The organism is Rhodopseudomonas palustris HaA2, from assembly GCF_000013365.1.
Lineage (GTDB): Bacteria > Pseudomonadota > Alphaproteobacteria > Rhizobiales > Xanthobacteraceae > Rhodopseudomonas > Rhodopseudomonas palustris_J.
In genome coordinates this window covers 662,295-685,585 of record NC_007778.1, presented here as the reverse complement: position 1 = coordinate 685,585, position 23,291 = coordinate 662,295, and the positions used below count along the sequence as shown (strand labels likewise).

The following is a 23,291-nucleotide window of genomic DNA, read 5'->3' as shown; positions in this document are numbered from 1 at the left end:
GGCAGCGATCCCTCGGCTCAGCCGCCCGCCGCCATCGCGGCGGCTTCGGCGGCGGCGCGCTGCATGCTCGACGACATTTCGCCGGTCACCGTGCTCTGTTCTTCGACCGCGGCGGCGGTCGAGGTGACGTATTCGCTGACGTTCTGGATCGCGGTCTTGATCTTGCCCAGCGCGCCGACCACGTCGCCGGAAATGCCGTTCAGATTCTCGATCTCGGCGCCGATCTTGTCGGTGGCCTGCTTGGCCTGATTGGCGAGGTTCTTGACCTCCGAGGCGACCACCGCGAAGCCGCGCCCGGCCTCGCCAGCGCGCGCCGATTCGATGGTCGCGTTCAGCGCCAAGAGATTGATCTGCCCGGTGATGTGGCCGATCAGTTCGACGATCCCGGTCATCGCCTGCGCGGCCTCGTTGAGCCGGTTGGCCTGGCCGTCGGCGGCGTCGACCTCGCCGACCGCGGACAGCGCCGTCTCGCGCGACTTTGTCATCGCCTCGGAAATCTCGCGCACCGACGCGTTCAGTTCCTCGGCGCCGGCGGCGACCGATTCCATCATCCCGCGCACCCGCTCGTTGCCGAGCCGGATCAGCACCTGCCGGGTGGTGTCGGTGGCGTATTTCACCACCTTGAACGGCTTGCCGTTGAGATCGAGGATCGGATTGTACGACGCCTGAATCCAGACTTCCTTGCCGCCCTTGCCGATCCGCTTGTACTCCGCGGCCTGATACTTGCCGGCGGCGAGTTCCGCCCAGAACCTGCGATAGGCCTCGCTGTCGCGCTCGGCCGGCTCGACGAACATCGAATGATGCTTGCCCTTGATCTCGGCCAGCGTGTAGCCCAGCGCGTGGAGGAAATTGTCGTTGGCGACCAGGACGGTGCCGTCGATGCCGAACTCGATCACCGCCTGCGACTTGCCGATCGCATCGATCTGGCCGGCGAGGTCGGCGGTCTCGAGCTTCTGCGCGGTGACGTCGGTGGCGAATTTGACGACCTTGAACGGCCGGCCGGTGTCGTCGAGGATCGGATTGTAGGACGCGAGAATCCAGACTTCGCGACCGCCCTTGCCGATCCGCTTGTATTCGGAGGCGAGATATTCGCCGCGATTGAGCTGCGCCCAGAACTCGCGATAGGCGGCGCTGGCGCGCTCCTGCGGCGTGACGAACATCGAATGATGCTTGCCCTTGATTTCGTCGAGCGTGTAGCCCATCGCGCCGAGAAACCCGGGATTGGCATCGAGGATGGTGCCGTCGAGCGCGAATTCGATCACCGCCTGGGCGCGCCCGATCGCCGCGATCTTGCCGGCATCCTCCATCGCCCGCCGCTTCGCCGGCGTGATGTCGGTGGCGTATTTCACCACGCAGATCGGCTCGCCGTCGGTGTTCAACACCGGATTGTACGAGGCCTGGATCCAGATGTCGCGGCCGCCCTTGGCGATCCGCTTGAACTCTCCGCTCTGGTATCGGCCGGATTTCAGACCGGCCCAGAACTGGCGATACGCGTCGCTCTTGGCCTCCTGCGAATCGATGAAGATGCTGTGGTGCTTGCCCTTGATCTCGTCGAGCGAGTAGCCGAGCGCCGCCAGGAAATTCTCGTTCGCGTTCAGCACGACGCCGTCGAGATTGAATTCGATGATCGCCTGGGAGCGATTGAGCGCATCCAGAATCGCTGCGGGAGACGGAGCATTGCCGGCGCGCTTGAACAACGAGAACATTGCGGAGAGCCTCTGTGAGAACCTGGCGGCCAGATGGACCGTCGAGCGGTGGCAAGCAATGGTGATGACTACCTGCAGCGCGACTATCACAACGATGACTTAACGATCGCCTAGTCCCGAAAATGGACTACTGCTCAATTGTCGCATCGCCGATTTCAGCGAATGAAATCATTGCCGCACCCGGTCGGACTCGTTCCGTTGCGTGACTCAACTCAGGGATGCGACCCATTCGGGGGCGATCGGAGTCGCCGGCGCTCGAAACCCCCAATGAATGACACCCGCAATACAATACGCGGGCGACGAGCGGGCGAATTCGCGGCGTCCGGATTAACTCGAAAGACAGGTTTGCACACGCGTGGCGTGCGTGCGCGGCCGGTGCGACATCGACGCCGGCCGGAGCAGGGATGTGTGGAAATGACGCACCCGACGAAGATGTATCACGGGCATGTCCGATCGCATCCGGTGACCACGCGGTGGCGCGCGGCGTGATGCACGGTGTGGCCGGCGCGAATCGCGGGAGCACGACGCGGGCGGCGGGAGCACGCCGGCGCGGTCGGCCAACCGCGCCGGGCGCTTGCGCGATGGCGGCTCAGACGCCGAGCGTACCGGCCTTGGCGGCGGCGTAGCGCTCGCCGACCTTGCTCCAGTTCACGGTGTTCCACCACGCCTTCAGATAGTCGGCGCGGCGGTTCTGGTAGTTGAGATAGTAGGCGTGTTCCCAGACGTCGTTGCCGAGCAGCACGCGCTTGCCGTCCATCAGCGGCGTGTCCTGATTGGGCCGGGCCTCGATCGCGAGCTTGCCGTCCTTGCCCACCGTGACGAACACCCAGCCGGAGCCGAACTGCTTGCCGCCGGCGGCGTTGAAATCGGCCTGGAACTTGTCCATGCCGCCGAGATCGCGATCGATCGCGGCCGCGACCTCGCCGCTCGGCTTGCCGCCGTTCGGGCCCATGATCTGCCAGAACATGGTGTGATTGGCGTGACCGCCGAGATTGTTGCGCACGCCGGTGCGGATCGCCTCCGGCACGTCGCCGAGCTTGCCGAGCACGTCCGGCACCGACATCTGCGCCAGCTTCGGATGGTCCTTGGCGAAGCCGTTCATATTGCTCACATAGGCCTGGTGATGCTTGCCGTGATGGATCTCCATCGTCTTGGCATCGATATGCGGCTCCAGCGCCGCGGCCGGATAGGGCAGCGGCGGCAGCGTGAACGGACCGGCGGGCGTTGCGGCCGCTTGCGCGAAGGCGGCGCGCGGCGCCGCCATGGCGGCAGCGGCGAATCCGGTCGCGGAGACGATCAGGCGGCGTCGGGACAGCAATGACATGGGAATTCCTCCGGTTCGGCGCGAGGCCGTGGACGAACTACGCCCGTCGGCGACCGCAGTTTCCGACGAAACCACGGCGCCGGTGCGGCGGAGTAGCGCAGCGGAAGATGACATGGATGCGGCAACGGACGAAGCGCCAGGCGTCGCCACTGCCGCCCGCCGTGCAGAAACGCGATCGTCAGAAACGATAGGCCAGCGCGAGCGACGCGTAGTCCGAATAGGCCCGGGTCTGCGTGGTGTATTCGCGCGAGCGGCGGACCCAGCTCAGCGAGGCCAGGAAGCCGGCCTGGTTGAACACTTCGGCGCCGGCGACGAGATCGTAGACGAAGGCGTCCCGGCTGACATGCAGGCCGCTGCTGAAGGTGTTGCCGTCGAGGAAGATGTTGCGCGCGACGCCGCGGGCCTGGGCGCCGCCGAACAGCGAGAAGCCCCAGAACGGTGCATCCGGATCCGGGCTGACGAAGTTCGCGCCCGACACGCCGGGGCGAATCACCGTCGGGCCCCAGGTGGTCGACAGCGCGCGGCCGAACCGGACGATCGCGCCGGCCTCGCCATAGGTGAAGACGTTGCCGGCGGTCAAACCCAGCGACGGAATGATGTCGACGCCGAAGCCGTTGCCGAACGCGGTGCCGAATTTCCAGCGCCGGTCCCACGCCAGCAGGATGCCGGGCTCGTTGCGCAGCTCGTAGCCGTTGATCACCGGCGACGCCTGGCCGAGCACGCTGTGGAAGCTCGACTGCACCGCCTGCGCCAGCGACGCATTGCCGCCGACCGCGCCGACCTGCAGCTCGAACGAATCGAGCTGGCGGCGACCCGTTTCCTGCGCAACGCTGAAGCCGGTGTAGAGCCAGCCGCCGAACGGGCGGTCGACGCCCGGCGTGTAGGTGCCCCGGGTGTCGCGGTCCGGCGTGTAGATGTTCTGCGCCAGCGCGATCCATTCGAACTGCTGCCGCACCGAGCCGCTCGGCGACCCATAGGTGATCAGCGCGGGACGAACCAGATCGAACGCCTGCCCGGCGAGCAGATCGCGCGAAAAATTGTCGAACACGAAGGAGAGCCGGAAACCCGACGTGTAGTCGCGATCGGTATCCGCGACCGTATCGTTCTCGCCGATCAGCACCGCCCGCTGCGCGAGCGCGCCGTGCGACAGCAGGGTCGCGATCACGACCGTGGCGAGCTTGGCAGTCCAACGGCGCATGACGGTGTGATCTCGCGGGAGCGTGCGGCGAGTATCGGATGACGCCCCCCGGTTCGCAAGGCCGGCCTTCCGCAGCACCACAATGGGGTTCCGTTCGGTGGGGATTTGTGGCTGGGCGGACACAGTCTGCGAACGTCCAGCCGACCCGGACACCACTCACTGCAACAAAAAGGGGCAGCCTGCGCGGCCGCCCCTGATCACCTATTCTTGCTGTTGCGCGGCAATCTCGCGCCGGTCCGGCCGTGATCGGGTCACGACCGGTTCCGGTCCCGCGAACTACTCGCCGGTGGCCTGGGCCGGGGCTTCGCCTTCGGCCTTCTGCTTGGCCTCGAGGTCTTCGCCGGTCTCCTGATCGACCACGCGCATCGACAGCCGGGTCTTGCCGCGATCGTCGAAGCCGAGCAGCTTGACCTTGACCTTGTCGCCTTCCTTGACGACGTCGGAGGTCTTCTGCACGCGGCCGGAGGCGAGCTGGCTGATATGCACCAGGCCGTCCTTGGCGCCGAAGAAGTTCACGAAGGCGCCGAACTCCATCACCTTGACGACGGTGCCTTCGTAGATCTCGCCGACTTCCGGATCGGAGGCGATCGACTTGATCCACTTGATAGCAGCCTTGATCGACTCACCATCGCTGGAGGCGACCTTGACGGTGCCGTCGTCCTCGATGTTGACCTTGGCGCCGGTCTTCTCGACGATCTCGCGGATCACCTTGCCGCCGGTGCCGATCACTTCACGGATCTTGTCGGTCGGGATCTTGAAGGTCTCGATGCGCGGCGCGTGTTCGCCGAGCTCGGCGCGGGCGCGGTCGAGCGCCTTGGACATCTCACCCAGGATGTGGATGCGGCCGTCCTTGGCCTGGCCGAGCGCCACCTTCATGATCTCTTCGGTGATGCCGGCGATCTTGATGTCCATCTGCAGCGAGGTGATGCCCTGCTCGGTGCCGGCCACCTTGAAGTCCATGTCGCCGAGATGATCCTCGTCGCCCAGAATATCGCTGAGCACCGCGAAGCGCTCGCCTTCCAGGATCAGCCCCATCGCGATGCCCGCGGTCGGCCGCTTCAGCGGCACGCCGGCATCCATCAGCGCCAGCGAGGCGCCGCACACCGACGCCATCGAGGACGAGCCGTTCGACTCGGTGATCTCGGAGACGACGCGGATGGTGTAGGGGAACTCGTGATGCGGCGGCAGCACCGGACGGATCGCGCGCCACGCCAGCTTGCCGTGGCCGATCTCTCGGCGCTTGGTACCACCGAGGCGGCCGGTCTCGCCGACCGAATAGGGAGGGAAGTTGTAGTGCAGCAGGAACGTCTCTTTGTACGTTCCGGCCAGCGAGTCGACGTACTGTTCGTCTTCGCCGGTGCCGAGCGTGGTGACCACCAGCGCCTGGGTCTCGCCGCGGGTGAACAGCGCCGAACCGTGGGCGCGCGGCAGCACGCCGGCTTCGGCGATGATGCTGCGGACGGTCTTGCTGTCACGGCCGTCGATGCGCTTGCCGGTGTCGAGGATGTTCCAGCGAACGATCTTGGCCTCGAGCTCCTTGAACACGCCGGCGATGCGCAGCTTGTCGTATTTCGGCTCTTCGCCTTCCGGGAAGAAGTGCGCGATCGCCTTTTCCTTGACCTTGCCGACCGCGGCGTAGCGCTCCTGCTTGACCGGGATCGCGTAGGCGGCGCGCAGTTCCTGCTCGACCAGGCCGAGCATTTCCTTCTCGATCGCCGAATCGTCGATGACGACGAGTTCGCGCGGCTCCTTGGCGGCCTTCTCGGCGAGCTCGATGATCGCGTCGATCACCGGCTGGAAGTGACGGTGACCGAACATCACCGCGCCGAGCATGATTTCTTCCGACAGCTCCTTGGCTTCGGATTCGACCATCAGCACCGCGTCGGCGGTGCCGGCGACGACCAGCTCGAGCTGGGTCTCGGGCATCTCGTCGAGCACCGGGTTGAGCACGTATTCGTCGTTGATGAAGCCGACGCGGGCGGCGCCGATCGGGCCCTTGAACGGCGCGCCGGACAGCGTCAGCGCCGCCGAGGCGGCGACCATCGCCAGAATGTCCGGATCGTTCTCCATGTCGTGCGACAGCACGGTGACGATCACCTGGGTCTCGTTGCGCCAGCCGTCGGCGAACAACGGACGGATCGGGCGGTCGATCAGGCGGGAGACCAGCGTCTCCTTCTCGGTCGGGCGACCCTCGCGCTTGAAGTAACCGCCGGGGATGCGGCCGGCCGCGTAGGTCTTTTCCTGATAGTCCACGGTCAGCGGCAGGAAATCGACGCCTTCGCGCGGCGTCTTGGCGGCCACCACGGTGGCGAGCACGATGGTTTCGCCATAGGTGGCGACGACGGCGCCGTCGGCCTGGCGCGCGACCTTGCCGGTCTCGAGCTTGAGGGGACGCCCACCCCAATCGATTTCGACGGAATGCTTATTGAACATCGGGTGTCTCTTTCATCGTTTTCCGCGACGACCGGACGCCAGATACCAAAAGACCATGCGCAAGATTGCGGGACGCTGGCGACCCGAAGGTGCGAGCAGCGTCCGGCGATCCTGCCATGGTCTCGAGGTGGAAAATGGCGTTCAGTCCTCCCGGGTGTGGGCGCGCGACCTTCGAGGTCGTCGACCCACGGGGCGGGCACGGGGCCCGTTGACGGCCCAGCCGCCGGATGCGGCTGAGCAAACACACAGGCGAACTCAGAGCGCCTGTGTGGACGGTTCGGCCGGACGCGGCGGGTGGAAGCGGCGATCCGCTTCGTACCTCACCCGGCGGACGCGACTTCGATCAGCGACGGATGTTGTGCTTTTCGAGCAGCGCCTTGTAACGCGCCTCGTCCTTCTTCTTGACGTAGTCGAGAAGCGAACGGCGCGTCGACACCAGCTTCAACAGCCCGCGACGCGAGTGATTGTCCTTGGTGTGGGTCTTGAAATGCGCGGTGAGGTTGGCGATGCGTTCCGACAGGATCGCGACCTGAACCTCGGGCGAGCCGGTATCGCCGGCCTTGTTGGCATTGCCTTGGATGACTTCCGCTTTGCGTTCTGCGGTAATCGACATCGTCAAATACTTTCCTTGCGGGCCGAACTGGCGGTCAGTCCGGAGAGGTTGAACACACGCTTGGGGATGAGTTCGCCATTGCCGAGCTCGGCGAGGGCCAGAAGCCGGCCTGCCACCGTCACATAGACTGTGCCGCTAGTATTGGGCGCATCCCGTCCGCGCAACAAAACGGCCTGGCCCCGATGGAGCCTTGCCGCATCAGCCCGTGTGACGGCCAGTGCCGGGATGTCGTCCAGCGCGGTCTCAACGGGCAAAAGCGCGTCGGCGAGGCTGCCCTCGCCCGACGCGGCTCTATCGCACAAAGCCTGCAACTGTTCCAGCGGAATCATGTCCGCCTCGTCGAACGGCCCGACCAGGGTCCGGCGCAGCGCGCAGATATGACCGTAGCAGCCGAGCAGCCGGCCGATGTCGCGCGCCAGCGCCCGCACATAGGTTCCCTTGCCGCATTCGGCCTCGAACACGGATTTTCCGCTATCATCATGTTCGACAAGGGTTAATTCGTGGATCTCGACGGGCCGGGGAACCAGCGGGACGATTTCGCCGTCGCGCGCCATGTCGTAGGCGCGCTCGCCGGCGATCTTGATGGCGGAATATTGCGGCGGGGTCTGCTCGATCAGGCCGGTGAAGCGCGGCAGCAGCGCCCGGATCGCCTCGGCGGTGGGGCGGATGTCGCTGGTCTGGGTGACCTTGCCTTCGGTGTCGTCGGTGTCGCGCTCCTCGCCCCACGCCACGGTGAAGCGGTAGCGCTTGCGGCCGTCCATCACGAACGGCACCGTCTTGGTGGCTTCGCCCATCGCGATCGGCAGCCCGCCCGAGGCCAGCGGATCGAGCGTGCCGGCATGGCCGGCGCGCTTGGCCGAGAACAGCCGCTTCACCACGGCGACCGCATGGGTCGAGGTCATGCCAATCGGCTTGTCGAGCACCACCCAGCCGTGGACGTCGCGCTTGTCGCGGCGCGGCTGCTTGTTGCCGCCGTCCTTGCCGCGGGCATTGTTGCGCGGATCGTTGTTGTCGCGCGGCTGGCGGAGCTGCGCGGACGAGGCGTCGTCGGGCTGCACATCGTGCGGAGCGAGCGTCGCGGCGGGGGTGGTCATCGTCATCAGTCCTGGTCCGAATCGGGTTCGAGGTCTTTTTGCACCGCGGGCGTACGCAGCAGCTTTTCGCTCGTCAGCCGTGCTTAAGGGAGGATGCCTTGCTATTAGGAACATAGATCTCCGCGGTTTTAGCAACGCATGAGGACGGCAACTTTCCCTTTCGACCGGACAACTGATAACCTTGTGATCGCATCATTTGAGCGACCAAATAGCCCGCATTGATCGTCGTATCATTGTGCTTTCCGTAATCGACTCCTAAGGCCGCAAGAAGGAGCGGATCGATGCCCTCCAATGCAGGTCGCCCGTTGGCCGTTGCCTCGAACGCTGCAGCCTTCCCTTCCTTAGAGTTTATGATCTGATACATTTTTTGGTTGATTGGATCATCAAGTTTCAGACTACGGTCTTCGGAATAGGGAAGACCTAAATCCTCGATGAGGCGGACAACTTCTCTTGCCTCCTCACTATCAATCTTACGAGCATTTATCCAAAGCTGGTGGCGCTGATGAACATTCATTGCGAATAATGCGGCTTCATCGATTTTCGTTTTCATTCAAGTTTCCTCTTCTCCACTCAAATCTTTTTGCACCGCGGGCGTGCGGAGCAGCTTTTCGATCCGCTCGGCTTCGGCGAAACGTTCGTCGATGCGGAAGCGAAGATCGGGGGCGTATTTGAGGTTGACGCGGCGGGCGACCTCGCCGCGCAGGAAGCGCTTGTGCTGTTCGAGCGCCGCCAGCACCGGCTTCTCGTCCTTGCCGCCGAGCGGCATCACATAGACGGTGGCGAGCTTGAGGTCGGGCGACATCCGCACTTCGGGCACGGTGATCAGATGCGTCTCCAGCACCGGGTCGTGCACCCCGCCCTGGCTGAGGATCTCCGCCACGGCATGGCGCACCAGCTCGCCGACGCGCAGCTTGCGCGGCGAGGCGCTCTGGCCGGTCTTCTTCTCGTTGCGCGGCATTGATGGTCTCTCAAAACTGTCGTCATGCCCGCGCTTGTCGCGGGCATCCACGCCTTTGATACGGAAAAGGAAGCCGTGGATGGCCGGGACAAGCCCGGCCATGACGGTCTTCTGCTTAGATCCTTGACTCGACTGTAAGAATTGGACTTACAGCGAGCGCTGGATGGTCTCGACGCGGTAGCACTCGATCACGTCGCCGGCACGCATGTCGGTGTAGTTCTCGAACGCCATGCCGCATTCCTGACCCGACTGCACTTCCTTCACTTCGTCCTTGAAGCGCTTCAGGGTCGACAGCTTGCCCTCGTGAACCACGACGTTGTCGCGGATCAGGCGGACATTGGCGCCGCGCTCGACGGTGCCGTCGGTGACGCGGCAACCGGCGACCTTGCCGACCTTGGAGATGTTGAAGATCTCCAGGATCTGCGCGTTGCCGAGCATGGTTTCGCGCAGGGTCGGCGCGAGCAGGCCGCTCATCGCCTTCTTAATATCGTCCACGAGATCGTAGATGATGTTGTAGTAGCGGATCTCGATGCCGTTGCGCTTGGCGGCCGCGGCCGCCTCCTTGTTGGCGCGGACCGAGAAGCCGAGGATGACGGCGCTGAAGCCTTCGGCCAGCGTGACGTCGCTCTCCGAAATGCCGCCGACGCCGGCGTGAAGGATACGCGCGGCGACCTCGTCGGTGCCGAGCTTCTCCAGCGAGCCGAGGATCGCTTCGAGCGAGCCCTGCACGTCCGCCTTGACGATCAGCGGGAAGTCCTTGCGGCCGGTGGTCTTGAGCTGGCTCATCATCTGCTCGAGCGAGCCGCGCATGCCGACGATGGAGGCGGCCTTCTCGCGCTTCTGATGCGCCCGATAGCTGGTGACCTGGCGGGCGCGGGCTTCGTTCTCGACCACGGCCAGACGATCGCCGGCTTCCGGCGGGCCGTTGAAGCCGAGCACTTCGACCGGCACCGAGGGACCGGCGGAGTCCACGGTGTCGCCCTGATCGGAGATCAGCGCGCGGACGCGGCCCATCTCGGCGCCGGCGACGATGATGTCGCCGACCTTCAGGGTGCCGCGCTGGACCAGCACGGTGGCGACCGGACCGCGGCCGCGATCGAGCTTGGCTTCGATCACGGTGCCTTCGGCCGGACGCTGCTCGTTGGTCTTGAGGTCGAGCAGTTCGGCCTGCAGCGCGATCATCTCGAGCAGCTTGTCGAGATTGGTCTTGTTCTTGGCCGAGACCTCGACATCGACGACGTCGCCGCCGAGCGATTCGACCTGGACGTTGTACTGCAGCAGCTCGGTGCGCACGCGCTCGGGCTTGGCGTCCGGCTTGTCGATCTTGTTGATCGCCACGATGATCGGAACGTTCGCCGCCTTGGCGTGATTGATCGCCTCGATGGTCTGCGGCATCACGCCGTCGTCGGCGGCGACCACCAGAACCACGATGTCGGTGACCTTGGCGCCGCGGGCGCGCATCGCGGTGAACGCGGCGTGGCCCGGGGTGTCGATGAAGGTGATCTTCTTGCCGCTCTCCGGCGAGGTCACCTGATAGGCGCCGATATGCTGGGTGATGCCGCCGGCTTCGCCGGACACCACATTGGCGTGGCGCAGCGCGTCGAGCAGCGAGGTCTTGCCGTGGTCGACGTGGCCCATCACGGTCACCACCGGCGAACGCGGCTCGGTGTCGGTGGAATTGTCGACGACGTCGAACAGGCCCTCTTCAACGTCGGACGCGGCGACGCGCTTGACGGTGTGGCCGAGTTCTTCGGCGATCAGCTGCGCGGTGTCGGCGTCGATGACGTCGTTGATCTTGTGCATCGCGCCCTGCTTCATCAGCAGCCGGATCACATCCACCGCCCGCTCCGACATGCGGTTGGCGAGTTCCTGGATGGAAATGGCTTCGGGGACGATGACTTCGCGCACCAGCTTCTCTTTCGGCTCGTTCGAGGCGTGGCCCTTGAGGCGCTGGGTGCGGCGGCGGAACGAGGCGATCGAACGCTCGCGGACGTCGTCGGCGTTGAGCGCGGTGACCAGCGTCAGGCGGCCGCGCTGCTTCGACGCGCCGGGCTTGGCGGCGGGCTGCTTCGGCGGCGGCGCCGGACGGGCGGGACCGCCGCCGGGGCCGCGGCGGACCATCCGCGGGGCCTCGTCGTCGTCGCCGGCTTCGGCGGCGACCGCGGGCGGGCGCGTCGTCGTGGTGGTCACCGGCGCGCGCGGCGCGGTGGTGGTGGCGCCAGCGGCCGGGCGGCCACCGTCGGCCGGCTTCCGGGCCGCGGGCTCGGTCTCGCCGAAGCGCTTCTTGGCTTCGGTTTCGGCCTTGCGCTTGGTTTCTTCCTCGTGGCGATGACGCTCTTCCTCGGCCTTGCGGCGGGCTTCGGCGGCTTCGCGCTCGGCCTTGTCGACCACTTCCTGCGCGGCGCGGCGCTGCGCCTCGATCTCGGCCTGGCGGCGCTCCTCGACCTCGCGGACGCGGGCATCGGCCAGCGCGGTGGCGCGGGCGCTGCGCTCGTCCTCGGTCAGGGTCCGGAGCACCATGCCGCTGCGGGCCTGCTGCTGCGGCGACGGGCGCGGCTGCTGCCGCGGCGACGGCGCGGCGGGCGCCGGCGCGGGGGCGGGCTTCTTGGCGACTTCGGGGGCTGCTGCCGGTTCGGGCGCGCCGTCGCCGCCGATGCGCCGCTTGCCGCGCTTTTCGACCACCACCTGCTTGCTACGGCCGTGGCTGAAGCTCTGGCGCACGACGCCCTGCTCGACGCGCGGCTTGAGCGTCAAGGTCTTGGACGGCATCGACAGAGTCTTGTCGCCAGGAGTTTTCGTATCAACCATTCAGTCGTCCCAATCTCTCAACGTTGTGCGCGTTCGCACAGACTTCATCAGCAGCGTCTTCGTCAGCAGCGTCGTCATCAGCGGCATTGGCGTCAGCGGGGCTGTCGTCAGCAGCGTCGTTCGGCGTTTTGATCGGCGGTCCTGCAATCACCGCAGTGCCATTGCCGTCGTCCGCCAGCCGGTATCGGACCAGAATCTGGCAGCGCGACAGGAATGTTCGTCCGGCCGGGCCCGCAAGCAGGGCAGCATGTATCACATTTGACCGCCCCAATGCCAAATCCAATTCGTCGGAATTGAGCACCGTGATGACGGGAAAATCCCGCGAGACGGTCGCATCGCCGTCCATTTGCCGGGAAAGCGCGCCGAGCTTGCGGATTCCGTCGGCCGCGCCGTCGGCGGCATGCAGCATCGCCACCGCCTCGCCGCTCTTCAGCGCCGAGCCGACCTTGCCGAAACCCGACACCACCTGGCGGGCCTTGGCGGCGATCGCGAGCGCGTCGCAGACCGATTGCACCAGCAGCCGCTCGATGTCGGCGGCCAGCGTCGGGGCGACCTTGACGTCGCGCCTGAACCCCTTGGCGAACACCTTGCGGCGGACCGCCTGCTCGACCATCGCCCGCGACCCGGTGACCCAGAGGCCGCGGCCGGGCAGCTTGCGCTTCAGATCCGCCACCACCTCGCCGGTGGGCGCGACCACGAAGCGGATCAGTTCGTCGATCGGCCGCACCTGCCGCGTGACCGCGCACATCCGCTCGGTCGCGGACTTTTGGGTCCGCGGTCCGTCGTCGAGATCTGCGGCATCATCGGCGGCAGCGAGCATTCGGTCGATCGGCCTTTCATGTCTCGAAACGCATGGGTTCGGATCGCGAAGCCACGACGGTCACTCCGCCTCGGCTTCGGTCTCGGCAATGGCGGCCTCGCCCTTGCTGCTGGCGAGTTCCTCCTCGGTGATCCAGCCGGCCTTGACGCGGGCCTGCATGATCAGGTCTTCGGCCTCGTCGCGCGTGACGCCCTCGACGCCGTCGAGAATGCCGGCGAACTTCACCGGCTCGGCGCCTTCCTTGCGCTCGGTCCAGCCGACCAGATCGTCGGTGGCGCAGCCGGCCAGATCCTCGACCGTCTTGACGTCGCCCTCGCCGAGCTTGACCAGAATCTTCGAGGTGATGCCGGGGACGTCCTTGAGGGCGTCCTCGACGCCGAGTTCCAGGCGCCGCGCCTCCATTTCCGTCTCCACCCGATCGAGATATTCGCTGGCGCGGGCCTGCAGCTCGGTCGCGGTTTCCTCGTCGAAACCCTCGATCGACGCCAGTTCGCGGATATCGACCAGCGCCAGTTCCTCGACCGAGGTGAACCCCTCGGAGGCGAGCAGCTGGCCGACCACTTCGTCGACGTTCAGCGCTTCCATGAACACCCGGGTCGAATTCTCGAAATCGGCCTGGCGGCGCTCGGATTCCTCGGTCTCGGTCAGGATGTCGATGTCCCAGCCGGTGAGCTGCGAGGCCAAACGAACGTTCTGGCCGCGACGGCCGATCGCAAGGGATAATTGGTTATTGGTGTCGGGAACCACAACCTCGATGCGCTCGCGATCTTCGTCGATCACGACCTTCGAGACTTCGGCCGGCGCCAGCGCGTTGACCACGAAAGTGGCGATGTCCGGCGACCACGGGATGATGTCGATCTTCTCGCCCTGCAGCTCGTTGACCACGGCCTGAACGCGCGAGCCGCGCATGCCGACGCAGGCGCCGACCGGATCGACCGAGGAATCCCGCGACACCACGCCGATCTTGGCGCGCGAGCCCGGATCGCGGGCGACCGCCTTGATCTCGACGATGCCGTCGTAGATTTCCGGCACTTCCTGGGCGAACAGCTTGGCCATGAACTGCGGATGAGTGCGCGACAGGAAGATCTGCGGGCCGCGGGTCTCGCGGCGGACGTCGAAGATGTAGGCGCGGACGCGGTCGCCGTTGCGGAACGATTCGCGCGGCAGCATCTCGTCGCGGCGCACGATCGCCTCGCCGCGGCCGAGATCGACGATCACGCTGCCGTATTCGACGCGCTTGACGACGCCGTTGACGATGTCGCCGATGCGATCCTTGAATTCCGAGTATTGCCGGTCACGCTCGGCCTCGCGCACCTTCTGCACGATCACCTGCTTGGCCGACTGCGCGGCGATGCGGCCGTATTCCAGCGGCGGCAGCGTGTCGGCGATGGTGTCGCCGATCTGCGCGCCGGGGTTGGCGCGCTGCGCGGCCTTCAGCGAGATCTGGTTGGCGGGGTTCTCGACGTTTTCGACCACCAGCATATGGCGCGACAGCCGCAATTCGCCCTTCTTGGCGTCGATCTCGGCGTGGACGTCGGTCTCCGAGCCGTAGCGGGCGCGCGCCGCCTTCGCGATCGCGTCTTCCATCGCGGCGATCACGATGCCGCGGTCGATCGATTTCTCCCGCGCCACCGCGTCGGCGATCTGCAGCAATTCCAGCTTGTTGGCGCTGACGGCCATGGTCAGTCTCCCTCGGACAGGTCGGTGTCGCCACGCCGCGACCTGCCGGCGGCGAGACGATGTTGCTTGGTATTGGTGGGCTTCGGCTTGGCGGCCGCTTTCACGGGCGGCTTCGGCTTCGGCTTCGGCGCGTTGCTCTTTTTCGGATCGCTGCGCTTGGCGTGCGGCGGCGGCGGCGGCGCCAGCCCGAGGCTCTGCTTCAGCTCGCGTTCGGCCTGCTTGCCGCGGCGCATCGATTCGGCGATCAGTTCGTCGGTCAGCACCAGCCGCGCGTCGCCGATGTCGTGCATCGGCAGCAGCACCAGCGGGTCTTCGTCCTTGACGCCCTCGCGCTGGATCCGGATGGCGTCGCCCTCGACGCCGTCGAGCAGGCCGCGATAGCGCTTGCGGCCCTGATGCGGCACCGCCATCTCGATCTTGACCAGATGGCCGCTGTAGCGGGCGAAATCCGAACGCCGCACCAGCGGGCGGTCGATTCCGGGCGACGAAATCTCCAGCCGGTAGGCCTTCTCGATCGGATCGGTGACGTCGAGCACCGGCGACAGCGCCTTCGACACCGCCTCGCAATCCTCGATCAGCATAGTGCCGTCGGGCCGCTCGGCCATGATCTGCACGGTGCAGCCGGCCTCGGCCGACACCTTGATCCGCACCAGCCGATAGCCCATCGCCAGCAGCACCGGCTCGGCGACCGCGCCGAACCGCGCGGCGACGCCGGGCTCGACCACCAGGCGCGGCTCGTCCAGCAAATCGGGGGCGACGGAATCGGCGATGGGATCGGTCATGTCCGGCTCGATCGGGCTTTGGCGGTCAGCTTGGGGCAGTCTCGGCGCTTTCCAATGGTGTCAGCGGCAATCCGGAGGGTCGGTCCGGCGATACGTTTCGGGTCACAACAATACGATCGGGTAATAAAAAAGAGCGGGTCCCGGGGGGCCCACTCTCGATACGCGTTCGTATGAGAATTTCTGAGTGGCGCTGATATAGCGGTTTTCCGCCCGACCGGCAAGGGCCGCCGCCGCGGCCCGCCGGCACCATGGAACCGCGCCGCGATCGCATCTGAAAGTTCGCGGTCGCAACACGCATCACCCTCCCCTGGAGGGGGAGGGTCGCTCGCGTCAGCGAGCGGGGTGGGGTGGCGAAGCGTTCGTCCGCCGTGCCTGCGGCTCACCCCACCCCGTCACGCATCCCGCCATGCGGGCTGCGTGCCGACCCTCCCCCTCCAGGGGAGGGTGAGGAGGCCCGGTGCAATAGCCTCGACGTCCAGAGGCGATTGCGCTGGCCTGCGCGGGGACGACTCGTTGGGGAGCAGCGGCCGCGTCTCAGGCGGCCCGCCTGCGGAACCGCAGATAGGCGGCGCGGCGGCCCTCGCGTTCGGCTTTGCGGCCGTAGCGCGTCATCGTGTAGTTCGGCCACGGCTTGCGCCAGTCGTCGGCGCGCTCGGCGGTCCAGTCGAAATCCGGCGCGCGCAGCAGATGCGCCAGCGTCCATGCATTGTAGCTGTCGATGTCGCTGACGAAGCGGAATTCGCCGTTCGCGCGCAGCGCCCGCGCCATCGCGCCGACCATCGCGTCCTGCACGAAGCGCCGCTTCCAGTGCCGCCGCTTCGGCCACGGGTCCGGGTGAATGAGATCAATTCGATTCAAATCGTGCGCCGGCACCCACGCCATCAGCGCCGCCGCATCGCCGGCGAACAAGCGGATGTTGCGGATGTTCTCCTGTTCGATCCGGGCCAGGATCTTGGCCATGCCGTTGACATAGGGCTCGGCGCCGATGAACCCGGTCGACGGATGCGCCAGCGCCTCGGCGATCAGATGCTCGCCGCCGCCGAAGCCGATCTCCAGCCGCACCGCCTCGACCGGCGGATCGAACAGCTCGACCAGCGAGGCCGGCGCGGGCCCGTCGATCGCCAGCGCCAGATGCGGCAGCAGCTTGTCGACCAGATCGGCCTGATGCGCGCGAAGCTTGTGGCCCTTGCGCCGCCCGAAAAACGAGCCCTGATGATGAACCGATTCATTCATGTCGATGAACGCTCGTTGATGGTTGCACGCGAGATGCGCAATCGGCTGCACGCGACGATCAATAGTGACCATACGACAGCCCGCATGACGTGCAGAGTCGGAATTAGTTCAACCCACGACACAAACAAATCGCCGCGATCCGTGGCACTGAATTAGTTCAGCGCACGGATCGCGGCGGTTAATGAAGTGCTAAAGTCAGTGCGACTCGTTCGGCTCGCGCGCGGCGATTTGCTCGACCAGATCGACGATGCTGCGGCGAAGCTTGGCATCGGTGATCTTGGTGAAGGCGCGCGTCAGCGCCAGGCCTTCCGACGTCGCGAGGAAGTCGGACACATACGACGGTGACGGCGCTTCGCTGAAACCGCTGCCGTTGGCGAGGCCCCCGCTGGGGCCGCCTTCGAACAGAAACGACACCGGCACTTGAAGAACTTCCGAGATCTGCTGAATCCGGCTGGCACCGACGCGGTTGGTGCCCTTCTCGTATTTCTGCACTTGCTGGAAGGTCAGGCCCAATGCTTCGCCGAGCTTTTCCTGGCTCATGCCGAGCATGATGCGTCGCATGCGCACACGGCTGCCGACGTATTTGTCAACAGGATTGGGCGCTTTGGTCGACATCTCAGTTACTCCTCAAGGCACATGCAGTCGCTAACAGGAAGCGACTGCGATCGCGGGATGGAATACGCCTGAAATATCGAAGCCGTCAAATGCCTTCGGATGCCGGCGTTAATATACGCCATCGGAGAAACCTAATTCACGCACGTGCGCATTTTCTCCAACTTAATCTGCGGTTGCGCCGAATGCGTCGCGTACTATCACCGGGGTGACGGTCGCCTTCGTAATAGTACAAGCATCAACGACAGCGCAACCAGAACAGCTGCAGGAAGCTCGCCGACCCGCGCGTAGATCGTGGGCGGAATTTGTCGCGGCAGTGTCGCGTCGAGCACACCTTCGACACCCAGACCGAGCTGTCCGACGATCCGTCCCACCGGATCGATCACCGCGGAGACCCCCGTATTCGCCGCGCGCACCAGCGGCAAACCCTGCTCCACAGCGCGCATCCGCGCCTGCTGCAGATGCTGATACGGACCGGTGGACACGCCGAACCAGCCGTCATTGGTGAGGTTCAGCATCCAGCCGGGACGCTCGCCGCGGGTGTCGATCTCATCGGGGAAAATCGCCTCGTAGCAGATCAGCGGCAGCAGCGGCGGCGCGTTCGGCAGCTCGATGCTCTGGCGCTTCACGCCGGGCAGGAAGCCGCCCTGCACCTTGGTGAGCTGCACGAATCCGATCTTCTCCATGAAGTTCTGAAACGGCAAGAATTCGCCGAACGGCACCAAATGAAGCTTGTCGTAGGCATGCAGAATTGATCCGTCGTGATCGATCGCATAGATCGAATTGTAGGCACGGGTAATACGGCGACCCGGTGGCATCTCGGGCGGTCGCACCGCTCCGGTGAGCAGAATGGTGCCTTTGGGCAACAGTTCGGCGATCTGCGCCATCGCGTCGGCTTCGCGGGTGAGGAAGAACGGAAACGCCGATTCCGGCCAGATCAGCAGGTTGACGTCACGCACGCCTGTCGCATGGGGGCCGGTCGACCGATCCGACAAGGTGAGGTATTTCTGCATCAATTCCGCCTTGGCGGCGTAGTTGAAGCGCTGGTCCTGCTGCACATCGGGCTGCATGATCCGCAGCCGGACATTGTCGATCATGCGGGTCGGGTTGAGCTGCAGCCGGATGCCGCCATACGCCGCCATCGCGATCAGCACGCCGAGCGCGGCGACCGGCGCCAGCCAGCGCCGCCGCGTATCGGCGCGATCGTCGACCAGCACGGCGGGGCTGGCGAACACCGCGACCGCCACGAAGGTCAGCCCCCACAATCCGACCAGCGACATGCTCTGCGCCAGCGCCAGCGGCTCGGTCAGCGCATAGCCGTACGCATTCCAGGGAAAGCCGGTCAGCACATGGCCACGCAGCCACTCGCCGACGGTGAGGCCGACCGCGAGCGCGAGCACGCGCATCGCGTCGGGCCGCCACAACAGCCGCGCCAGCGCGAAGCCGAGCGCGCTGAACAGCGCCAGATACGCCGGCAGTCCGGCGATCGCGACCGGCAGCAGCCAGGCGAAGGTCTGGGCATCGACCAGGAACGCGTAGCCGATCCAGTACAGTCCCGGCACGAAGTAACCGAATCCGAACCACCAGCCCGCCATCGCCGCCGCCGGCAAGCCGCGCCGTTTGCCGGCGCCGGAGCCGTCGATCAGCCACACCACGATCGGGAAGGTGACGAACAGGATCGGCCAGGCGTTGAACGGCGCCATCGCCAGCGACGACAGCGCGCCCGCAATGGCGGCGATGGCCGCCCGCTTCCAGCCCCATGCGAGAATGATGCTCGATGCGGCTCGGCTCAGCAGATTTGGCAATGTCACGGCGTGCTCGCTCAGTCGCCGGGCGGCGAAGGATTCGGATGGGTCGGATCGGCAGGTGTGGTGGCGGCCTGATCGGAGGCCGGCTCGCGCCGCCGCGTCTCGCGCGGCCGCACGACGGGGCGTTCCTTGCGAATGCCGATGCGCAGCCGCTTGACGCGGCGCGGGTCGGCGTCCAGCACCTCGATCTCGTAATTGCCGGGGCCGGAGATCACTTCGCCGCGCACCGGCAGCCGGCCGACATGATTGACCAGATAGCCGCCGAGCGTCTCGACGTCCTCGCCGGCTTCGCCGGTGACGAAGCCGTCGCCGATCATCTCGCGCGCATCCTCGAGGCTGGTGCGGGCGTCGGCGACGAACGAGCCGTCGGCCTGCTGCACGATCGACGGCGGCTCGGCGCTGTCGTGCTCGTCGTCGATCTCGCCGACGATCTGCTCGACGATGTCCTCGATCGAGACCAGGCCGTCGGTGCCGCCATATTCGTCGACCACCAGCGCCAGATGGATGCGGGCGGCCTGCATCTGCGCCAGCAGATCGATCGCGCGCATCGACGGCGGCACGTACAGCAGCTTGCGGATGATGCCGGTCTCGGTCAGCGGCATCTTCAGATCGATCGCGCGCAGGTCGAGCCCGGCCGGCAGCGCCTTCTTGCGCTTGGCCACGGTCTCGGGCGCCACCTTGGCCCTGGCGGTCATGAACGCGACGAGGTCGCGGATGTGGACCAGGCCGACCGGATCGTCGAGCGTCTCGTCATAGACCACGAGGCGCGAATGCGCCGCGCCCTCGAACAGGCTCATCAGTTCGCCGAGCGCGATGTCCTGCTTGATCGCGACGATGTCGGCGCGATGCACCATGACGTCGGCGATGCGACGCTCGTGCAGCCCGAGGATGTTGCGCAGCATGGTGCGCTCGAGCGCGCTGAAGCCGGTGTCGTCCGCCGGGCTGGTGTCTAGCACGACCTGCAGGTCGTCGCGCACCGAGCCGGGCTTCCAGCCGAACAGCGAACGGATCGCGCGCATCAGCCAGGCCGCGCCGGCCGGCCGCAGCACCTCGCCCTGATGCACCACCGCCGGCAGTTGCTGGCCGCGTGGTAAGTCCTGCTCCGCTGGCTGCGCTGCGCTCTGCGCTCTGTCGCCGTCCGGCATGTCAGCTCACCCGATCCTGATCGGCATAGGGATCCGGAATGCCGAGGCCGGCGAGAATGCGGCGCTCGGCGGCTTCCATCGTCTCGGCCTCGGCGTCGGTCTCGTGGTCGTAGCCGACCAGATGCAGGAAGCCGTGGACCGCCAGATGGCTGAGATGATGATCGAACCGCTTGCCCTCGTCGTCGGCCTCGCGGCGCACCGTCTGGTACGCGATCGCGATGTCGCCGAGCAGTTTCGGCGCGACGTCCGAGCCCTGCGCAGCGCCCTGATAGTCCGGCTGCGGCGCCGGGAACGACAGCACATTGGTCGGCTTGTCCTGGCCGCGATACGAGGCGTTGAGCGCGCGGATGCCGTCGTCGTCGGTCAGCATCACGGCGAGTTCGGCCTCGCCGGTGTCGGCGTCGACCATCGCGGCGGCGGCTTCGATGGCGCGCAGCACGGTCGCTTCGGCGGAGGCTTCGGAGCGCCAGCAATCGGCGGCGATCACGACCTCGGTGGCGGGAACGGCGGAATGACTCATCGGTCCGAAATTACTGCCCCGAGCCGGCCCGATGCAATCGGCACGGCTCCCGGTTTTGAATTGTGACATCAGGCTGCGCCGCCCGCCGGTTTCGGCGGGATCCCCTCATAGGCGGCGACGATCCGCGCCACCAATTCGTGGCGAATGACGTCCTCGGCGGTGAACTTGACCTGGGCGATGCCCTCGACGCCGGCCAGCAGCTTCACGGCCTCGGACAGTCCCGAGGTCTGGCCGTTCGGCAGGTCGACCTGGCTCGGGTCGCCGGTGACGATCATCCGCGAGTTCTCGCCGAGCCGGGTGAGAAACATTTTCATCTGCATCGAGGTGGTGTTCTGCGCCTCGTCGAGGATGATGGCGGCGTTGGTCAAAGTGCGGCCGCGCATGAAGGCGAGCGGCGCGATCTCGATCTCGTTGGTCTGCAGCGCGCGCTCGACGATCCGCGAATCCATCAGATCATACAGCGCGTCGTAGATCGGCCGCAGATACGGATCGACCTTCTCGCGCAGATCGCCCGGCAGGAAGCCGAGCCGCTCGCCGGCCTCGACCGCGGGGCGGGTGAGGATGATCTTGTCGACTTCCTTGCGTTCGAACAATTGCGCCGCATGGGCGACCGCGAGCCAGGTCTTGCCGGTGCCGGCCGGGCCGACGCCGAACACCAGCTCGTGGCGCTTCAGCGCCCGGATGTAGGAATCCTGCGCCGCGGTGCGCGCCCGCACCGGGCGCTTGCGCAGATTGATCGCCTCGAACGCGCCGGCGGTCGATTTGGCGTCGAACTCGAACAGCGAGCCCTGCGCGATCACCGCGCGGATCGCGCCGTCGACGTCGCCCTGGCTGAGATCGTTGCCCGCCACCGCCTGAGCATACAGCGCTTCCAGCACCCGCCGGGCGGCGTCGCAGCCCTCGCGGGAGCCCGCGATGGTGATGTGGTTGCCGCGCGAATCCACCACCACGGCGAGCCGGCGCTCGATCTGGGCGAGGTTCTGGCCATACGGCCCGACCAGCGCCGAGGCGGCGCGGTTGTCGTCGAAGGCGATGACGACCTGAGTCTCGGGCTGGGCTTCGGGCGGGGTCAGGGAATCGCGATCGGGCTTGCGGCGGGACATCAGCGAGGACGACTCCGATGCGCTTTTTGCCAAGGGGCTCAGGCTCCTGTGGCGGCCAGAGGACGAGCATGCCGCGGCGGCGTGGCCGCCAGTTCGCCGAGCAGGCTGTAACGCTCGAGGCTGTCGACCCGGACCGGGAGGATCTGCCCGACGAGACTGTCGGGCGCCATCCCGGCGGGTGGGAACACGTGGGCGGGCTGCAGATAGGCGGTGCGGCCGACGATCTGGCCCGGCTTGCGCCCGGCGCGCTCGAACAGCACGTCGACGGTCCGGCCGATCGCGGCCCTGTTGAAGGCCGATTGCTGAGCGTCGATCACTTGCTGAAGCCGCTCCAAACGTTCGTCCATCACCGCTGCGGGCACCATCTCCGGCATCTCCGCCGCGGGCGTGCCGGGCCGCGGCGAATATTTGAACGAATACGCACCAGCGTAGCCGATTTGTGTGACCAGTGCGAGCGTCGCTTCGAAATCGGCATCGGTCTCGCCGGGGAATCCGACGATGAAATCCGACGAAAACGCGATCTCCGGCCGCACCGCGCGGAACCGGTCGATCACCCGGCGATAATCCGCAGCCGTATGCTTGCGGTTCATCGCCGCCAGAATCCGGTCCGAGCCCGACTGCACCGGCAGATGCACGAACGGCATCAGCGCGTCGAGGTCGCGATGCGCCGCGATCAGGTCGTCGTCGACGTCGTTGGGATGGCTGGTCGAATAGCGCAGCCGGACGATGCCGGGAACCGCGGCCAGCCGCTGCAGCAGGCGGCCGAGCGTCCAGGGCCGGCCGTCCGGCCCGTCGCCGTGATAGGCGTTGACGTTCTGGCCGATCAGGGTGAGCTCGCGGACGCCGTGGTCGGCGAGCCGTTCGACGTCGGCGAGGATCGCCGCCACCGGGCGCGAGACCTCGGCGCCGCGGGTATAAGGCACCACGCAGAAGGTGCAGAACTTGTCGCAGCCTTCCTGCACGGTGACGAAAGCCGAGATGCCGCGCGCCCGGATCGCCTCGGGCTGCGGCTGCGGCAGGAAGCCGAATTTGTCGGCGATCGGGAACTCGGTCTCCAGCGCCCGGCCGGTCTGCGCCGCCTGCGCCAATAGGCGCGGCAGATGGTGATAGCTCTGCGGGCCGACCACGACATCGACGGCGGGCTGGCGGCGGACGATCTCGTCGCCCTCGGCCTGGGCGACGCAGCCGGCGACGACGATCTGCATCCGCCGGCCATCGCGCGACGCCTCGTCACGCGCCAGCCGCAGCCGGCCGAGCTCGGAAAACACCTTCTCGGAGGCCTTTTCGCGGATGTGGCAGGTGTTGAGGATCACCAGATCGGCGTCGTCCACGCTCGCGGTCTCGACGAAGCCTTCCGGCGCCAGCACGTCGACCATGCGCTGGGCATCGTAGACGTTCATCTGGCAGCCATAGGACTTGATGTGCAGCTTGCGCGGCGGGGCCATGGAATCCGG

The 23,291-nt window shown here is 66.3% G+C and carries 19 protein-coding genes; all 19 read right to left on the bottom strand.

Annotated features, from left to right (window positions below):
* Nucleotides 1–17: 17 nt before the first annotated feature.
* Nucleotides 18–1,706, bottom strand: coding sequence for a methyl-accepting chemotaxis protein (locus RPB_RS03090; RefSeq protein WP_011439509.1), 1,689 nt, complete (start codon nt 1,704–1,706; stop codon nt 18–20).
* 589 nt (nt 1,707–2,295) lie between these two features.
* On the bottom strand, nt 2,296–3,030 hold the full coding sequence (locus RPB_RS03085; protein ID WP_011439508.1) for a superoxide dismutase: 735 nt from the start codon (nt 3,028–3,030) through the stop codon (nt 2,296–2,298).
* Between the two features lie 178 nt (nt 3,031–3,208).
* A complete protein-coding gene (locus tag RPB_RS03080; protein ID WP_011439507.1) occupies nt 3,209–4,228 on the bottom strand; it encodes a lipid A deacylase LpxR family protein in 1,020 nt (339 codons plus the stop codon).
* A 276-nt stretch (nt 4,229–4,504) separates the two neighbouring features.
* A complete protein-coding gene (pnp, locus tag RPB_RS03075; protein WP_011439506.1) occupies nt 4,505–6,661 on the bottom strand; it encodes a polyribonucleotide nucleotidyltransferase in 2,157 nt (718 codons plus the stop codon).
* 343 nt (nt 6,662–7,004) lie between these two features.
* Complete coding sequence (gene rpsO, locus RPB_RS03070) at nt 7,005–7,274, bottom strand: 30S ribosomal protein S15 (protein ID WP_011439505.1); 270 nt, start codon at nt 7,272–7,274, stop codon at nt 7,005–7,007.
* A gap of 2 nt (nt 7,275–7,276) precedes the next feature.
* Nucleotides 7,277–8,374, bottom strand: coding sequence for a tRNA pseudouridine(55) synthase TruB (gene truB, locus RPB_RS03065; RefSeq protein ID WP_041797908.1), 1,098 nt, complete (start codon nt 8,372–8,374; stop codon nt 7,277–7,279).
* Nucleotides 8,375–8,441: 67 nt separating this feature from the next.
* A complete protein-coding gene (locus tag RPB_RS24470) occupies nt 8,442–8,918 on the bottom strand; it encodes a hypothetical protein (protein ID WP_011439503.1) in 477 nt (158 codons plus the stop codon).
* A complete protein-coding gene (rbfA, locus tag RPB_RS03060; protein WP_011439502.1) occupies nt 8,919–9,326 on the bottom strand; it encodes a 30S ribosome-binding factor RbfA in 408 nt (135 codons plus the stop codon).
* A gap of 147 nt (nt 9,327–9,473) precedes the next feature.
* Nucleotides 9,474–12,134, bottom strand: a complete 2,661-nt coding sequence (gene infB / locus RPB_RS03055; RefSeq protein WP_011439501.1) for a translation initiation factor IF-2 — start codon at nt 12,132–12,134, stop codon at nt 9,474–9,476.
* Nucleotides 12,127–12,954 carry an RNA-binding protein gene (locus RPB_RS03050; protein ID WP_011439500.1) on the bottom strand — a complete coding sequence of 276 codons (828 nt, stop codon included), beginning with the start codon at nt 12,952–12,954 and terminating at the stop codon, nt 12,127–12,129. The genes infB and RPB_RS03050 overlap by 8 nt, the downstream gene beginning before the upstream one ends.
* Before the next feature lie 60 nt (nt 12,955–13,014).
* Entirely contained in the window at nt 13,015–14,634 is a 1,620-nt protein-coding gene (gene nusA / locus RPB_RS03045; protein WP_011439499.1) for a transcription termination factor NusA, read from the bottom strand.
* A gap of 2 nt (nt 14,635–14,636) precedes the next feature.
* Entirely contained in the window at nt 14,637–15,416 is a 780-nt protein-coding gene (gene rimP, locus RPB_RS03040; RefSeq protein ID WP_011439498.1) for a ribosome maturation factor RimP, read from the bottom strand.
* A gap of 534 nt (nt 15,417–15,950) precedes the next feature.
* Nucleotides 15,951–16,649 carry a tRNA (guanine(46)-N(7))-methyltransferase TrmB gene (locus RPB_RS03035; RefSeq protein WP_049824729.1) on the bottom strand — a complete coding sequence of 233 codons (699 nt, stop codon included), beginning with the start codon at nt 16,647–16,649 and terminating at the stop codon, nt 15,951–15,953.
* A 195-nt stretch (nt 16,650–16,844) separates the two neighbouring features.
* Nucleotides 16,845–17,264, bottom strand: coding sequence for a helix-turn-helix domain-containing protein (locus tag RPB_RS03030; RefSeq protein WP_011439496.1), 420 nt, complete (start codon nt 17,262–17,264; stop codon nt 16,845–16,847).
* A 197-nt stretch (nt 17,265–17,461) separates the two neighbouring features.
* On the bottom strand, nt 17,462–19,072 hold the full coding sequence (lnt, locus tag RPB_RS03025; RefSeq protein WP_011439495.1) for an apolipoprotein N-acyltransferase: 1,611 nt from the start codon (nt 19,070–19,072) through the stop codon (nt 17,462–17,464).
* Nucleotides 19,073–19,083: 11 nt separating this feature from the next.
* Nucleotides 19,084–20,214 (bottom strand): hemolysin family protein, encoded by a 1,131-nt coding sequence (locus tag RPB_RS03020; protein WP_011439494.1) that lies wholly within the window; start codon nt 20,212–20,214, stop codon nt 19,084–19,086.
* A 1-nt stretch (nt 20,215) separates the two neighbouring features.
* Nucleotides 20,216–20,734, bottom strand: coding sequence for an rRNA maturation RNase YbeY (gene ybeY, locus RPB_RS03015; protein ID WP_041797906.1), 519 nt, complete (start codon nt 20,732–20,734; stop codon nt 20,216–20,218).
* A 68-nt stretch (nt 20,735–20,802) separates the two neighbouring features.
* Nucleotides 20,803–21,870, bottom strand: a complete 1,068-nt coding sequence (locus tag RPB_RS03010; RefSeq protein WP_080507714.1) for a PhoH family protein — start codon at nt 21,868–21,870, stop codon at nt 20,803–20,805.
* 5 nt (nt 21,871–21,875) lie between these two features.
* On the bottom strand, nt 21,876–23,282 hold the full coding sequence (miaB, locus tag RPB_RS03005; protein ID WP_011439491.1) for a tRNA (N6-isopentenyl adenosine(37)-C2)-methylthiotransferase MiaB: 1,407 nt from the start codon (nt 23,280–23,282) through the stop codon (nt 21,876–21,878).
* Between the last annotated feature and the right edge of the window lie 9 nt (nt 23,283–23,291).